Annotated in this window: 15 protein-coding genes; 12 read left to right on the forward strand and 3 right to left on the reverse strand. The window is 67.4% G+C overall.

Going from position 1 to position 14,675, the window contains the following annotated elements; genetic code table 11:
- Positions 1 to 26: 26 nt before the first annotated feature.
- From ftsZ to nrdR, 11 genes are all read left to right on the forward strand, one after another.
- Positions 27 to 1,226, forward strand: a complete 1,200-nt coding sequence (gene ftsZ / locus ACHAAJ_RS03545; protein ID WP_435726534.1) for a cell division protein FtsZ — start codon at positions 27 to 29, stop codon at positions 1,224 to 1,226.
- Between the two features lie 41 nt (positions 1,227 to 1,267).
- A complete protein-coding gene (locus ACHAAJ_RS03550; RefSeq protein WP_435726535.1) occupies positions 1,268 to 2,002 on the forward strand; it encodes a purine nucleoside phosphorylase YfiH/LACC1 family protein in 735 nt (244 codons plus the stop codon).
- Positions 1,999 to 2,781 (forward strand): YggS family pyridoxal phosphate enzyme, encoded by a 783-nt coding sequence (locus tag ACHAAJ_RS03555; protein ID WP_435726536.1) that lies wholly within the window; start codon positions 1,999 to 2,001, stop codon positions 2,779 to 2,781. The genes ACHAAJ_RS03550 and ACHAAJ_RS03555 overlap by 4 nt, the downstream gene beginning before the upstream one ends.
- Positions 2,782 to 2,847: 66 nt before the next feature.
- Positions 2,848 to 3,363, forward strand: a complete 516-nt coding sequence (locus tag ACHAAJ_RS03560; RefSeq protein ID WP_435726537.1) for a cell division protein SepF — start codon at positions 2,848 to 2,850, stop codon at positions 3,361 to 3,363.
- A 17-nt stretch (positions 3,364 to 3,380) separates the two neighbouring features.
- Positions 3,381 to 3,668 (forward strand): YggT family protein, encoded by a 288-nt coding sequence (locus tag ACHAAJ_RS03565; protein ID WP_435726538.1) that lies wholly within the window; start codon positions 3,381 to 3,383, stop codon positions 3,666 to 3,668.
- 167 nt (positions 3,669 to 3,835) lie between these two features.
- Entirely contained in the window at positions 3,836 to 4,582 is a 747-nt protein-coding gene (locus ACHAAJ_RS03570; protein ID WP_435726539.1) for a DivIVA domain-containing protein, read from the forward strand.
- A 90-nt stretch (positions 4,583 to 4,672) separates the two neighbouring features.
- Entirely contained in the window at positions 4,673 to 5,221 is a 549-nt protein-coding gene (lspA, locus tag ACHAAJ_RS03575) for a signal peptidase II (RefSeq protein ID WP_435726540.1), read from the forward strand.
- Positions 5,221 to 6,144, forward strand: a complete 924-nt coding sequence (locus tag ACHAAJ_RS03580; protein ID WP_435726541.1) for an RluA family pseudouridine synthase — start codon at positions 5,221 to 5,223, stop codon at positions 6,142 to 6,144. The genes lspA and ACHAAJ_RS03580 overlap by 1 nt, the downstream gene beginning before the upstream one ends.
- 86 nt (positions 6,145 to 6,230) lie before the next feature.
- Positions 6,231 to 9,794 carry a DNA polymerase III subunit alpha gene (gene dnaE, locus ACHAAJ_RS03585; protein ID WP_435726542.1) on the forward strand — a complete coding sequence of 1,188 codons (3,564 nt, stop codon included), beginning with the start codon at positions 6,231 to 6,233 and terminating at the stop codon, positions 9,792 to 9,794.
- A gap of 27 nt (positions 9,795 to 9,821) precedes the next feature.
- The gene (gene hisD / locus ACHAAJ_RS03590) at positions 9,822 to 11,222 is read left to right on the forward strand and encodes a histidinol dehydrogenase (RefSeq protein WP_435726543.1); all 1,401 of its coding nucleotides are present in this window, start codon (positions 9,822 to 9,824) and stop codon (positions 11,220 to 11,222) included.
- Complete coding sequence (gene nrdR, locus ACHAAJ_RS03595) at positions 11,219 to 11,671, forward strand: transcriptional regulator NrdR (protein WP_435726544.1); 453 nt, start codon at positions 11,219 to 11,221, stop codon at positions 11,669 to 11,671. Before hisD ends, nrdR begins: the two co-directional genes overlap by 4 nt.
- Here the strand turns inward: nrdR and ppgK are convergent.
- Complete coding sequence (ppgK, locus tag ACHAAJ_RS03600; RefSeq protein ID WP_435726545.1) at positions 11,668 to 12,471, reverse strand: polyphosphate--glucose phosphotransferase; 804 nt, start codon at positions 12,469 to 12,471, stop codon at positions 11,668 to 11,670. The two genes, nrdR and ppgK, sit on opposite strands and share 4 nt — an antisense overlap.
- A gap of 50 nt (positions 12,472 to 12,521) precedes the next feature.
- Positions 12,522 to 13,397 carry a type I methionyl aminopeptidase gene (map, locus tag ACHAAJ_RS03605; RefSeq protein ID WP_435726546.1) on the reverse strand — a complete coding sequence of 292 codons (876 nt, stop codon included), beginning with the start codon at positions 13,395 to 13,397 and terminating at the stop codon, positions 12,522 to 12,524.
- Positions 13,398 to 13,444: 47 nt separating this feature from the next.
- Here map and ACHAAJ_RS03610 point away from each other — a divergent pair, with 47 nt between their 5' ends.
- Positions 13,445 to 13,633: an SPOR domain-containing protein gene (locus tag ACHAAJ_RS03610; protein WP_435726547.1), complete on the forward strand. Its 189-nt coding sequence runs from the start codon at positions 13,445 to 13,447 to the stop codon at positions 13,631 to 13,633.
- Between the two features lie 51 nt (positions 13,634 to 13,684).
- On the opposite strand, the gene panB is transcribed toward ACHAAJ_RS03610, so the two are convergent.
- Positions 13,685 to 14,560 (reverse strand): 3-methyl-2-oxobutanoate hydroxymethyltransferase, encoded by an 876-nt coding sequence (gene panB, locus ACHAAJ_RS03615; protein ID WP_435726548.1) that lies wholly within the window; start codon positions 14,558 to 14,560, stop codon positions 13,685 to 13,687.
- Positions 14,561 to 14,675: the final 115 nt, after the last annotated feature.

The raw sequence follows: 14,675 nt of genomic DNA on the forward strand, positions 1-14,675 counted from the left end.
AGCACATCGAACAAGGGAACCAGGACGTGGCAGCTCCACAGAACTACCTCGCCGTCATCAAGGTCGTCGGCATCGGCGGTGGCGGCGTGAACGCCGTCAACCGCATGATCGAGGTCGGCCTCCGCGGCGTCGAATTCATCGCGATCAACACAGATGCGCAGGCGCTGCTCATGAGCGACGCCGACGTCAAGCTCGACGTGGGTCGGGAACTCACCCGCGGCCTGGGCGCGGGGGCGAACCCGGAGGTGGGCCGCCAGGCCGCCGAAGACCACGCCGAGGAAATCGAAGAGGTCATGCGCGGGGCCGACATGGTCTTCGTGACCGCGGGCGAAGGCGGCGGCACCGGCACCGGCGGCGCGCCCGTCGTGGCTCGGATCGCACGATCGCTGGGTGCGCTGACGATTGGTGTCGTCACGCGCCCGTTCACCTTCGAGGGCCGCCGGCGCGCGAGCTCGGCGGAGGCCGGCATCGAGGCACTGCGCGACGAGGTCGACACGCTGATCGTCATCCCGAACGACCGGCTCCTGTCGATCAGCGACCGCAACGTCTCCGTACTCGACGCCTTCCGTTCCGCCGACCAGGTGCTGCTGTCCGGCGTCCAGGGCATCACGGACCTCATCACCACCCCGGGTCTGATCAACTTGGACTTCGCCGACGTCAAGTCCGTCATGCAGGGAGCAGGCTCGGCGCTGATGGGCATCGGTTCCGCCCGCGGCGAGGACCGGGCCGTCAAGGCCGCGGAACTCGCGATCGCCTCGCCCCTGCTTGAGGCGTCCATCGACGGCGCCCACGGTGTCCTGCTCTCGATCCAGGGCGGATCCGACCTGGGTCTGTTCGAGATCAACGAGGCCGCTCGGCTGGTGCAGGAGGTGGCGCACCCGGAGGCAAACATCATCTTCGGCGCCGTCATCGACGACGCGCTCGGCGACGAGGCCCGCGTGACCGTGATCGCCGCCGGATTCGACCAGGTCGACGTCACCTCGGCACCCGCCCAGCCGCAGCAGATCCCCCAGGTGCTGCCGCAGTCCCAGCCGGCCTCGGTGCCGGGTACGATTCCTCTGGCACCGGCGCAGTCGACTGCGGTTCCCGCTCATGCCTCCGCGCAGTCGGCCCCGGAGGCCGCACGCCCGGCGCAGCCGCGCTACGAGGAACTTCCGGCCATCGTGGAACAGGACCTCTCCGGTTCCTCCCACGACGACCTCGACGTGCCCGACTTCCTGAAGTAGGGAGAAAGCAGCGAGCGGTCGCGAACGCGAGGTTGCCCAAGATGATTCGTTTTGAACCGGTGGGACTGTCCGGGACCCGCGTTGGTTTCACCTCGATGACCGAGGGCAACCTCGCGTTGCATGTCGGGGACAACCCCGAGGCGGTCGCGGACCGCCGCAGGGAACTCGAGTCCCGGCTTGGCGTTCGGGACGGGGCGCTGCGCTTCATGAACCAGATCCACTCGGCCGACGTGCACGTGGTCGGGGACGAGTCGGGAAGCGCGAAGGCCCCAACGGCGGATGCCCTTGTATCCGTCGACGGAACCGTACCGCTGGCAGTCATGGTGGCGGACTGCGTGCCGGTGGTTTTAGCCGGGGTCGCCGGCGGTTTTGTCGCGACCGCCGTGGCGCACGCGGGGCGGGCAGGTCTGCTGGACGGCGTCCTCGAGGCTACGGTGCGCGCGCTGCGGAACGCGGGCGCCGTCGACATTCAGGCATGGATCGGCCCCGCGGTCTGCGGCTCCTGCTACGAGGTGCCCACGGAGATGGCGGAGACAGCGGAGAAACGACTCCCGGGGATCCGCACCACGACGCGTCGCGGCACCAGCGGGCTGGATCTCCCCGGAACCGCGCGCAGGCTGCTCGAAGCCGAGGGGATCGACGTCGTCCGCGTCGACATCTGCACCATTGAGGACACCCACTACTACTCGCATCGCCGGGATCCGCGTTCCGGAAGGTTCGCCGGCCTGGTGTGGGGCACTACCGCCGGCGGGGCGGGAGAGGAACGGACACCGTGAACACCACCGAAAATGGGGGCGGCACGGTTGCCCGGCGAGACGAACTCGAGCGTCGGCTCGCGGACGTGCAGCGGAGGATCTCCAAGGCCTGTCGTGATGCCGGGAGGACCGAGGAACCCGGGTTGGTCGTGGTGACCAAGTTCTTCCCTGCCTCCGACGTCCGGTTGCTCGCCGAGCTCGGGGTGCTCGAAGTCGGCGAGAACCGCGACCAGGAGGCCGCCGCCAAGGCCGCCGAACTCGACGGCGTCGACGTGGCTTGGAACTTCATAGGACAACTCCAGACGAACAAGGCAAAATCCGTGGCCCGCTACGCGGCCGCCGTGCAATCCGTCGACCGCATCTCGCTGGTATCCGCCTTGGACAAGGCCGTGGCACGCGAAAACGAACGCCTGGCGGAGGGCGGAAAGCCTCCGCGGGCGGCCCTGCGCTGCCTGATCCAAGTTGATCTGCGGGAACCTCCCGGCGAGGACGGCGGGCAGGCCGGCGCGGCCGGCCGCGGCGGTGCCCTGCCCGGCGACGTGCCCGCCATCGCCGACGCCATCGACGCGGCTGCCCTGTTGGAACTCGGCGGCGTCATGGCAGTCGCGCCGCTGGACGCCGACGCGGCGGAGGCATTCGACCGGCTCATGGAAGTTTCGCGCCAACTGCGCGCATCCTACCCCGGGGCCGATACGGTTTCCGCGGGCATGAGCCAGGATTTGGAGCAGGCTGTTGCCGCCGGTGCGACACACCTGCGTGTCGGTTCCGATGTGCTCGGGCCGCGACCGCCCTTGCGGTAGCGTCGTCATTGCGGAGACTCTTGCGGAACAGACCCTTGGACCGCGCACGATCATAAGGAGAAGACCATGGCTGGCGCGCTGCGCAAGACAATGATCTACCTGGGGCTCGCCGACGGTGACGAGCACTATGCCTCGGACAACTACGGCGTCGACGAGCATGAGGAGGCGCGGCGCACGGAGCCGGTTCGCGAGGATCGCACGCACCAGCCGGTGGCCGCGGTTCCGGAGACGGACACGGAGTACCGGGCACCGGTGACCCCCATCAAGCGGGCGCCATCTTCCAGGGACGAGGATTCTTCATTGCGGCAGATCACAACGGTCCACCCCCGCTCGTACAACGACGCCAAGATCATCGGCGAGAGTTTTCGCGAGGGCATTCCGGTCATCATGAACGTGACGGACATGGGCGAGGGCGACGCCAAGCGGCTCGTGGACTTCTCCGCAGGACTGGTGTTTGGGCTTCACGGAAGCATCGAGCGCGTCACCAACAAGGTGTTCCTCCTGTCGCCGTCATCGGTTGAGGTGCTTGGCGAGGACAAGAAGTCCTCCGAGGGCCAAGCGACCTTCTTCAACCAGAGCTAGCCGGACCGCGCCCCGCCGTGTCACTGCTCCTCGGTCTCCTGTATGTAGCGCTGACCATTGTCCAGGTCCTCCTGATGATCAGGATCGTGTTCGACGTCGTCCAGATGTTCGCCCGTTCTTGGCGGCCCCGCGGCCTCGCCCTTGTCGCCGCCAGCGTGGTCTACCGCGTGACCGATCCGCCGATGCGGTGGCTGAGGTCCAAGGTCAAGCCCGTCGACCTCGGCGGCATGAGGCTGGATCTCGCCTTCCTTATCCTCTATTTCGCCGTGATCATAGCCAAGATTGTGGTCCAATCCCTAGCGTAGGTCGGACGGCGAGACGGCTTCCGTAGTCAGGTTAGTTTTCCCGTACCGAAACGTTATAGTCTTGACGCAGAGGGCGCCGCAGTTGTGGCGTGTGCGCCCAAAGTGAATCAGCGTACGCGGGCCGCACCAGCGGTCGGTGGAAGAACCAAAGCAACTGAGGTGACCAGATGGCACTTACGCCAGAAGACGTAGTCAACAAACGCTTCCAGCCGACGAAGTTCCGCGAAGGCTACGACCAGGACGAAGTTGACGATTTCCTGGACGAGATCGTCGTCGAACTGCGTCGTCTGAACCAGGAGAACGACGAGCTCCGCCGTCGTGTCAGCGAACTGCAGTCCGGTGACTCGGAGTCCGACTCCGGCGCCGTACCGGCTCCCGTGGCGGCGGCCCCCGCCACCGAAGCGACCCCGGTTGCGGCCGACAAGTCCCAGGTCGTCGACAAGACCCCGAAGGACGAGCCCGCAAAGGGCGCCCCGGCTTCCGCCGCCGCCCCGTCCGCTTCCGCAGGCGCGGCCGCTCCGACGGCGTCGGCAGGCGCAGCGGCGCCGTCCGCGCCCGCAGCCCCGGCCGGCCCCGCGGCCTCCGGCGGAACCGCCGAGTCGGCCGCCGGCGTCCTGGCGATGGCGCAGCGACTGCACGACGAATACGTCGGCGCCGGTGTGGAACAGCGGGACAAGATCATCGCCGAGGCGCAGATCGAAGCCAACGCCATGGTCAGCGACGCCGAGGAGAAAAGCCGCAAGACGCTCAGCTCCCTGGAGCAGCAGAAGTCGGTGCTCGAGCGCAAGATCGAACAGCTCCGAGGCTTCGAGCGCGACTACCGCGGCCGTCTGAAGGCGTACATCGAGGGCCAGCTGCGCGACTTGGATTCGAAGGGATCCGTCGCCACGCCGGAGTCGAAGGAAAACGCCTAGGCATAGGTAGCTGCCCCGACCGGGGAAAAGCAAGCCGTAGATCGTCGGCGGCCGGGTCTTCCGGCCGCCGACGTCACGTTAAGGGAGACCATGGAGCACGAAGCGACGGACCAGTCGGCCACCGGGCATTCGACGCGCGGCAACCGCGCCCTTCTCGGCCTCGCGGCCGCGGTCGCCGTGGCGGGCTATGCACTGGACCAGGTGACCAAATGGCTGGTCCAGGCCAACATGGAACTGGGCGAGAGCATCGAGGTCCTGCCGCCGGTGTTGAGCTGGCACTACATCCTCAACCCCGGGGCCGCCTTCTCGATCGGCACGAGCGTCACCTGGATCTTCACGATCGTGCAGGCCGCCGTGGTGCTTTACGTGCTGTTCATCCTGCGCAGGGTCGGCTCCAAGGTCTGGGCCGCGGGGCTCGGGGGATTGCTCGCCGGGGCGGCGGGGAACCTCACCGACAGGTTGTTCCGGGAACCGTCCTTCGGGATGGGACACGTCGTGGACTTCATTGCCTTGCCCAATTTCGCGATCTTCAACATCGCGGATTCCCTCGTTGTCTGCTCCATGGCAGTGATCTGCGTGCTGATTTTCCGTGGTCTACGAATCGACGGATCCCGCGAAACAACGGGGGACAAGCCCTGATGCCCGGCTTCACCGTCGCCGCCGAGCAAGACGGTTCGCGGCTGGACGCCGTCGTCGCCGCCCAGCTGGGGCTATCGAGGACACACGCAGCCCAGCTCTGCGCCGACGGGCATGTCCTCTTGAATGGGCGGGCCGCGGGAAAATCCCGCCGTGCCGCCGTCGGCGAGCAGATAGATGTCACCATTCCGGAGCGTCCGGATCCGTTGGAAGTGAGAGTCGAACCCGTGGAAGACCTGAGGATCCTCGGCGAGGACGAAGACTATGTGGTCATCGACAAGCCCGTCGGAGTCGCCGCCCATCCCTCGCCCGGCTGGGTGGGGCCCACGGTCGTCGGGGCGCTGGCCGCCGCCGGCTACCGCATCTCGACGTCGGGTGCGGCCGAACGGCAGGGCATCGTGCACCGGTTGGACGTCGGGACGTCCGGGGTGATGGTGGTGGCCACGTCCGAGCGCGCCTACACCGCCCTGAAACGAGCCTTCAAGGAGCGGACACCCGCGAAGACGTACCACGCGGTGGTCCAGGGCCTCCCCGATCCGCTGGAGGGTACGATCGACGCCCCCATCGGGCGGCACCCGGGGCACGACTGGAAATTCGCCGTCGTCGAGGATGGCCGGGACTCGGTCACGCACTACAAGGTCATGGAGGCGTTCGGCCGCGCGTCGCTGGTGGAGGTCAGGCTGGAGACCGGTAGAACGCACCAGATCCGCGTCCACTTGGCCGCACTGCGCCATCCGTGCGCCGGAGACCAGACCTATGGCGCGGATCCGCGCCTCGCCGCGGCGCTGGGTCTCACGCGGCAATGGTTGCACGCACACCGGCTCGGGTTTCCGCACCCGGTCAGCGGCGAGTGGGTCGAATACGCGAGCGATTACCCGGCCGACCTGTCCCAGTCCCTGGAACTGCTCCGCGACGGCGCCTTCTGAGGCCGCCGTCCGGGCGGGCAGGGCACGGCTCGCCCCGTGCGCGGGACCTTGACTTCGTCGGGTCTCCGGGCACCTAGAATTGATGGGTGGCTAGCTCAACTACAGGCGGATTCGTCCATCTTCACAACCATACGGAATACTCCATGCTGGACGGCGCCGCCCGGCTGACCGACCTCTTCGCGGAGACGGACCGGCTCGGCATGACGGCCCTGGCCACGACCGACCACGGCTACCTGTTCGGCGCCTTCGACTTCTGGAAGAAGGCCACCGACGCCGGCATCAAGCCGATCATCGGCGTGGAGGCGTACGTCACCCCGGGCACCGCGCGCAATGACAAGACGCGCGTTCGCTGGGGCGAGGAGAACCAGCGCCGGGACGATGTCTCCGGCGGCGGCAGCTACACCCACATGACGCTGCTCAGCTACAACAACCAGGGCATGCGCAACCTCTTCCGCGCGTCTTCAATCGGTTCCCTGGACTCCGCGTTCGGGAAGTATCCGCGTCTGGACCGCAACCTCCTCGAGACGTACAGCCCGGGCCTGATCGCGACCACGGGGTGTCCCTCGGGCGAGGTGCAGACCCGACTCCGCCTCGGCCACTACCAGGAGGCAAAGCAGGCCGCGTCCGAATACCAGGACATCTTCGGCAAGGAGAACTACTTCTGCGAGCTGATGGACCACGGACTGGACATCGAACGGCGAGTCACGAAGGACCTCGTCCGGCTCGCCCACGAGTTGGAGATCCCGCTCGTCGCGACCAACGACCTGCACTACACCCACGAACACGACGCGAAGGCCCACGAGGCCCTGCTGGCCATCCAGTCCGGTTCCACGCTGCTCGAGCCGACCTACGACCAGGGAGGCTCGCGGTTCGCGTTCTCCGGCAGCGGCTACTACCTGAAGTCCCCCGCGGACATGCGCCGGCTTTTCGCCGACTTCCCCCAGGCCTGCGACAACACGCTGCTCATCGCCGAGCGTTGTGAGGTCTCGTTCAACACCAACGCGAACTACATGCCCAACTTCCCCTGCCCGGCGGGCGAGGACGAGACGTCCTGGCTGGTGAAGGAAGTCGACGCCGGCCTGGCCTACCGCTATCCCGCCGGCATCCCGGACGATGTCCGCAAACAGGCGGACTACGAGCTGGACGTCATCAATTCCATGGGATTCCCGGGATACTTCCTGGTCGTGGCCGACTTCATCAACTGGTCCAAGGACAACGGCATCCGGGTGGGTCCCGGCCGCGGCTCGGGCGCCGGTTCGATGGTCGCCTACGCGCTGCGCATCACCGACCTGGATCCGCTCCGGCACGGACTGATCTTCGAGCGCTTCCTGAACCCGGAACGCGTCTCCATGCCCGACTTCGACGTCGACTTCGATGACCGTCGCCGCTCCGAGGTCATCGACTACGTCACGCGGAAGTACGGCGACGAACGCGTGGCGATGATTGTCACCTACGGCACCATCAAATCGAAGCAGGCGCTCAAGGACTCCTCGCGGGTGTTGGGCTATCCGTTCAGCATGGGCGAGCAGCTCACCAAGGCGCTGCCGCCGGCTGTCATGGCCAAGGACATCCCTCTGGGGGACATCGACGACCCGAAGTCCAAGCGCTACGGCGAGGCGGGGGAGTTTCGCGAGCTGGTCGCCACCAACCCGGAGGCCGCGAAGGTCTTCGAAACCGCCAAGGGCATCGAGGGCCTCAAACGCCAGTGGGGCGTGCACGCGGCCGGCGTCATCATGAGCTCCGACCCGATCATCGACGTCGTGCCCATCATGCGGCGGTTCCAGGACGGCCAGGTCATCACCCAGTTCGACTACCCGACCTGCGAGGGCCTGGGGCTGATCAAGATGGACTTCCTCGGGCTGCGGAACCTCACGATCATTTCGGACGCCATCGAGAACATCGCGGCGAACCGGAACGTCGAGCTGGACCTGGAGCGGCTGGAGGTCGACGACGCCGAGTCCTACAAGCTCCTGGCCCGTGGCGACACGCTGGGCGTGTTCCAGCTCGACGGCGGCCCCATGCGGTCTCTGCTCAAGCTCATGCGGCCCGACAACTTCGAGGACATCTCCGCCGTCATCGCGCTGTACCGCCCGGGCCCCATGGGCGCGAACTCGCACAACAACTACGCGCTGCGCAAGAACGGCCTGCAGGACGTCACTCCGATCCACGCTGAGCTCGAGGAACCGCTGCAGGAGATCCTGGGCACGACCTACGGCCTGATCGTGTACCAGGAGCAGGTCATGGCCATCGCGCAGAAGGTCGCCGGCTTCACGCTGGGCCAGGCGGACATTCTCCGTCGCGCGATGGGCAAGAAGAAGAAGTCCGAACTGGACAAGCAGTACGCCGGATTCCGCCAGGGCATGGTGGACAACGGGTTCTCGGAGGCGGCCGTGAAGTCGCTGTGGGACATCCTGCTTCCGTTCTCCGACTACGCGTTCAACAAGGCCCACTCCGCCGCCTACGGCATGGTGTCCTATTGGACCGCCTACCTCAAGGCGCACTACCCCGCGGAATACATGGCTGCCCTGTTGACGTCCGTCGCGGACGACAAGGACAAGTCCGCCATGTACCTGAACGAGTGCCGCCACATGGGCATTACGGTGCTCCCGCCGGACGTCAACGAGTCCGCGCTGAACTTCACGCCCGTCGGGGACGACATCCGCTTCGGCATGGGAGCCATCCGGAACGTGGGCACGAACGCCGTCCACGCGATGGTCGCCGCGCGCGAGGAAAAGGGCGCCTTCGAGAACTTCAGCGACTTCCTGCAGAAGGTGCCGGCCGTGGTCTGCAACAAGCGCACCATCGAGTCCCTCGTGAAGGCCGGGGCGTTCGACTCCATGGGCCACCCGCGCCGGTCGCTGGCGATGATCCACGAAGAGGCCGTCGACTCGGTGATCGTGCTCAAGCGCAACGAGGCCGCCAACCAGTTCGACCTGTTCAGCGCCTTCGACGACCCCGCCGTGGGGTCGGGGCTGGCCGTCGAGGTACCCGATCTGCCCGAGTGGGAGAAGAAGGACAAGCTCGCGTTCGAGCGGGACATGCTGGGCCTGTACGTCTCGGACCACCCCCTGAAGGGGTTGGGCGGGCTGCTCGACCAGCACGCCGAGCTGTCCATCACCCAAGTGCTGTCCGACGACGGCCCGCAGGACGGCCATACCGTCAAGATCGCCGGAATGATCACGTCCCTTCAGCGCCGCATCGCGAAGAACAGCGGCAATGCCTACGCCAAGTGCGAGGTGGAGGACCTCGGCGGCTCCATGGAGGTCATGTTCTTCGGCCAGGTGTACGGCCCCATCGCGACACTCCTGGCGGAGGACCTGATCGTGGTGGTGAAGGGTCGGGTCCAGCGGCGCGACGACGGTGCCATCAGCCTCAACGCGCAGGAACTGACGATTCCGGAGATCAGCGAGGACGGGCTGGCCGGCCCCGTGGTCATCAGCCTGCCGGGACACAAGGCCACGGAGGACGTGGTCTCCGCGCTGGGGGACGTCTTGCGCACCCATGCGGGCAACACGGAGGTGCGCGTGAAGCTGTCCAACACGAGAAGCGTCCAGTTGATGCGCCTGGGCATGGAGTTCCGCGTCAATCCGAACCCGGCGCTGTTCGGTGACCTCAAGGTGCTCCTCGGGCCCGCCTGCCTGGACGTGTAGGAGGGCGGGGCAACGTAAACTTGGGGTGTGACTTCCCCAGCATCCCAGACACCCGGACCCGACGCGCCGCGCGGCGTTGACCTGCGAGCGCTTGAGCTGCGCACCATCGACCTGCGGGGCGCGAGCCTGGATCACGCCGGTTTGAGGGCGGCACTGCCGCGGCCCGAACTCGACTTCAACACCGCGGCGTCCGCGGTCGAGGCGATTATCGAGCAGGTCCGCCGCGACGGCTTCGCCGCGCTGACCGAACTCGCGGCCCGCTTCGACGGCGTGGAGCGGGAACACACGCTGGTCCCGCGGTCCGCCCTCGTCGAGGCGCTGGAGCGTATCGACCCCGCCGTGCGCGCCGGCCTGGAGGAATCCATTCTGCGTGCCCGCGAATTCGCCACCGCCCAGGTCCCCGCCGACACCACCGTTTCCTACCCGCACGGTGCCACCGTCACGCAGCGCTGGGCACCCGTGCGGCGCGTCGGACTGTACGTGCCCGGCGGGCTCGCGGTCTATCCCAGCTCGGTCGTCATGAATGTGGTGCCCGCACAGGCCGCCGGGGTTCGTTCGCTGGCCATCGCCTCTCCTCCGCAGAAGGAATTCGGTGGACTGCCGCACCCCACGATCCTCGCCGCCGCGGAACTCCTCGGCGTTCACGAGGTGCACGCCATCGGCGGCGCCCAGGCCATCGCAGCCTTCGCCTACGGCGTGTCGGCCCCGGAGGGATCGGGTCTGGGTGCCATCGAGCCGGTCGATGTGGTCACCGGCCCGGGGAACCTGTACGTGGCCACGGCGAAGCGTCTGGTGAAGGGAATCGTCGGTATCGACGCGGAGGCCGGGCCAACGGAGATCGCGATCCTGGCCGACGAGACGGCGGATCCCAGATTCGTCGCGGCGGACATGGTCAGCCAGGCCGAACACGACCCGAACGCCGCGGCCGTCCTCGTGACGGATTCGGAAATCCTCGCCGACGCCGTCCGGGGGGAACTGCTCCGGCAGGTGGCAACCACGAAGCACGCGGACCGGGTCGCGGCCGCGCTGTCCGGACCGCAATCGGCCGTGGTGCTCGTGGACGGGCTGGACGAGGGGATCCGCGTGTGCGACGCCTACGCCGCCGAGCATTTGGAGATCCTCACGAAGGACGCCGCCGGTGTCGCCGCCCGCATCACCGCCGCGGGCGCGATCTTCGTAGGGCCGGACAGCCCGGTCAGTCTGGGGGACTACTGTGCGGGGTCCAACCACGTCCTGCCGACCAGCGGAACCGCTGCGTTCGCGTCCGGGCTCAACGTGTCCACCTTCCTGAAGGCGATCCAGGTGATCGACTACCCCCGCGAGGCACTCTTGGAGGTGGGCGGGCACGTCGTGGTTCTTTCGCGGGCCGAGGATCTTCCGGCGCACGGCGACGCGGTGCTGGTCCGAACCCAGGGACGGTCGTCGTGATCTGTCCCTTCTGCCGGAACTCGGATTCCCGCGTCGTCGATTCGAGGCTCACCGACGACGGCTCCGCCATTCGGCGGCGGCGACAGTGCGGCTCGTGCGGACGGCGCTTCACGACCGTTGAAACGGCCAGCCTCAGCGTCCTGAAGCGCTCGGGCGTGGCCGAGCCCTTCAGCCGGAGCAAGGTCATCAACGGCGTGCGCAAGGCCTGCCAGGGACGCCCCGTCACCGACGACGACCTGGCCGTTCTGGCACAGGAGGTCGAAGAGGCGGTGCGCGCTTCCGGAAGCGCCGAAATCAACGCCCACGAGGTGGGCCTGGCGATCCTCGGCCCGCTCCAGAAGCTGGACCAGGTGGCCTACCTCCGCTTCGCCAGCGTCTACCAGGGCTTCGAATCCCTGGAGGACTTCGAGACGGCCATCGGCAAGCTGCGGCGCGAGTCCGGCCTCTAGGAGGCGAAGCCGAAGTGGATGGCCGCCTGGAGCGCGCCGCCGACGATCCCGGCGTTGTTCTTCAGCGCGGCCGGAACGATCTCCGTGCGCAGGTCCAGCAACGGCAGGAAGTCCTCGCTGCGCTTGGAGATGCCGCCGCCCACGACGAACAGGTTCGGTGAAAACAGGAACTCGACGTGGGAGAAATAGCGCTGCAGCCGGACGCCGTACTCGTCCCACGGCAGGTCTTCGCGTTCGCGGGCGGAGGCGGACGCGCGGGATTCCGCGTTGGCTCCGTCGATCTCCAGGTGGCCCAGCTCCGCGTTCGGAACCAGCACGCCGTCGTGGATGAGCGCCGAGCCGATCCCCGTGCCCAGCGTGATGACGAGCACCGTTCCGCCGACGTTCTTGCCGGCGCCGTAGCGGACCTCCGCCAGGCCGGCCGCGTCGGCGTCGTTCATGACCTGGACCGGGCGGGCGAGCTTCTCGGTGAGCAGCGTGTCCACGTCCGTGTCGATCCAGGACTTGTCGACGTTGGCGGCGGACAGCGCAATGCCCTTGTGGATGATTGCGGGGAACGTGACGCCGACGGGGACCTCGGCGGACGGGGCGCCGTCCTTCGTGGACAGCTCGGCCACGATGGCCGCGACGACGTCGGCCACGGCCTCGGGCGTGGAGGGCTTGGGAGTGTCGATGCGGAAGCGGTCACCGACGAGTTTGCCCTTCTTCAGGTCGACGATGCCGCCCTTGATTCCCGTGCCGCCGATATCGATCCCGATGGCGGTGGGGTGCTTGGTCTTGTTCTTGTCGGTCTTCGACATCGGGCTCCTCGGAAGATGGATGGTGCACAGCGGATGAAAGGGGGTGGCGCCTACGCCGCGGTGAGGACTTCGGCCCCGTCGTCGGTCACGAGCAGGGTGTGTTCGAACTGGGCGGTCCGCTTGCGGTCGCGTGTCACCGCTGTCCAGTCGTCGTCCCACATGTCCCAGTCGATCGTGCCCAACGTGAGCATGGGTTCAATGGTAAACACCATTCCCGTTTCAATGACGCGGCTGTACGCCGGTGCGGCGTCATAATGCGGAATGATCAGCCCGGTGTGGAAGGCCTCGCCCACCCCGTGTCCCGTGAAGTCCCGCACCACGCCGTACCCGAACCGCTTCGCGTACGCCGAGATCGCGCGGCCGATGACGTTGATCTCACGCCCGGGCGCCACTGCCCGGATTGCCCTGCGCAGCGACTCCTCGGTGCGTTCCACCAACAGTCGCGACTCCTCGTCCACGTCGCCGGCCAGGAAAGTCGCGTTCGTGTCGCCGTGGACGCCGCCGATGAAGGCCGTGATGTCGATGTTCACGATGTCGCCGTCCCGCACTTCGGTGGTGTCGGGGATTCCGTGGCAAATGACCTCGTTGATGGACGCGCAGAGCGACTTGGGGAAACCGCGGTAGCCCAACGTGGACGGATACGCGCCGTGGTCCAGGAGGAACTCGTGGCCGATCCGATCCAGCTCGTCGGTGGTCACGCCCGGGACGACCGCCCGCCCGACCTCTCGGAGGGCGCGCGCGGCGATGCCGGACGCGACCCGGATCCGTTCGATGGTCTCCGAGTCCTTGACCTCCGAACCCTCGAACTTCGCGGGCGCCGGCTTGCCCACATACTCCGGCCGGGCGATGGACGAGGGCACGTGGCGCGGGGGAGTGGGCGTGCCGGGGACGAGGTTTCCGACGGGCGCGGTGGTGGTGCTTGGCATGTGATTCATCCTATCGCCATCGTTCTTCGCACGAGTAGGGTGGCCCCATGAGCGAGAACACGGAAACGGGCCAGGGCGACTTCTGGTTCAACGTCAACACGAAGCAGGTCGAAACCGGTGCGCAGTCGGACTGGACCCAACTGCTGGGTCCCTACGCGACGCGCGCCGAGGCGGAAAAGGCGTTGGAGACGGTGGAGCGCCGCAACCAGGCGTGGGACGCCGAGGACGACGCCTAGTTTCGCGGTGGCTCCAGGGACGCCCTCGGTCACCGGGCTTCCGAGCCTTAGCTACTGCTGGAATCCGTGCTCGGCGGCCGGGAACGTTCCCGCCAGCACATCGTCGTGGTAGGTGCGGGCGGCTCGCGAGATTTCCGTACCGAGGTCGGCGTAGCGTTTGACGAACTTCGCGACCTTCTCCGTGCGCAGCCCCAGCATGTCCTGCCAGACGAGCACCTGTCCCGTGGTGCCCGCCCCGGCGCCGATCCCGATCGTCGGGATCCTCAGCGCGGCGTCGACTTCGGCGGCGACATCCGTGGGGACCATTTCCATCAGTACGCAAAAGGCCCCGGCCTCCTCGAGCGCGAGTGCGTCGGCAACGAGCGCGGCCGCGGCCTCGCCCCGGCCCTGCACGCGGTACCCGCCGAGGGCGTGTTCGCTCTGCGGGGTGAATCCGATGTGGCCCATGGCAGGGATGCCCGCGGCCGCCAGGGCGCGGACGTGCCCCGCGTAATGGGCGCCGCCCTCCAACTTGACGGCGTGGACGAGTCCTTCCTTCAACAGGCGTACGGACGACTCCACCGCCTGCGCGGGCGAGACCTCGTAGCTTCCGAACGGCAGGTCGCAGACCACCAGCGGCCGGTTCGCGCCGGCGGTGACGGATTTGGCGAACACGATCATCTCGTCGAGCGTGATGGGCAGGGTCGTCGCGTAGCCCATGACGTTGTTGGCGGCGGAATCGCCAACGAGCAGGACCTCGATGCCGGCTTCGTCGAAGATCCGTGCCATGTACTGGTCGTAGGCGGTGAGCATCGCGAACCGGCGCCCCTCCGCCTTGGCCTGGGCCAGGTGGTGGGTCCTGATGCGGGCGATGGGCTTCGGCCCCGGAACGGGCTGCGCGGCACTGGCGGAACCGGGCCCGTAGGGGGCGTTCTCTTCGGGGCTCATGGCCGACAGCCTACTTCAACACCGGGCCGCACGGCGGGGTCCGCACGCTCGTCAACGCCGTAATGCGGGTCCTTCCGAGTAGAGTGGAAAACGGTGGCCGGAGCCATCGCCGCCG

Source organism: Arthrobacter arnarulunnguaqae (genome assembly GCF_051262515.1).
In the GTDB taxonomy this organism is placed as follows: Bacteria; Actinomycetota; Actinomycetes; order Actinomycetales; family Micrococcaceae; genus Arthrobacter_N.

Excerpts from the sequence above, each read along its gene's own strand:
- ACHAAJ_RS03550 (WP_435726535.1), top strand. The coding sequence starts at position 1,268 with ATGATTCGTTTTGAACCGGTGGGACTGTCCGGGACCCGCGTTGGTTTC.
- ACHAAJ_RS03560 (WP_435726537.1), top strand. The coding sequence starts at position 2,848 with ATGGCTGGCGCGCTGCGCAAGACAATGATCTACCTGGGGCTCGCCGAC.
- ACHAAJ_RS03570 (WP_435726539.1), top strand. The coding sequence starts at position 3,836 with ATGGCACTTACGCCAGAAGACGTAGTCAACAAACGCTTCCAGCCGACG.
- lspA (WP_435726540.1), top strand. The coding sequence starts at position 4,673 with ATGGAGCACGAAGCGACGGACCAGTCGGCCACCGGGCATTCGACGCGC.
- ACHAAJ_RS03580 (WP_435726541.1), top strand. The coding sequence starts at position 5,221 with ATGCCCGGCTTCACCGTCGCCGCCGAGCAAGACGGTTCGCGGCTGGAC.
- ppgK (WP_435726545.1), bottom strand. The coding sequence starts at position 12,471 with ATGTCGAAGACCGACAAGAACAAGACCAAGCACCCCACCGCCATCGGG.
- map (WP_435726546.1), bottom strand. The coding sequence starts at position 13,397 with ATGCCAAGCACCACCACCGCGCCCGTCGGAAACCTCGTCCCCGGCACG.
- ACHAAJ_RS03610 (WP_435726547.1), top strand. The coding sequence starts at position 13,445 with ATGAGCGAGAACACGGAAACGGGCCAGGGCGACTTCTGGTTCAACGTC.
- panB (WP_435726548.1), bottom strand. The coding sequence starts at position 14,560 with ATGAGCCCCGAAGAGAACGCCCCCTACGGGCCCGGTTCCGCCAGTGCC.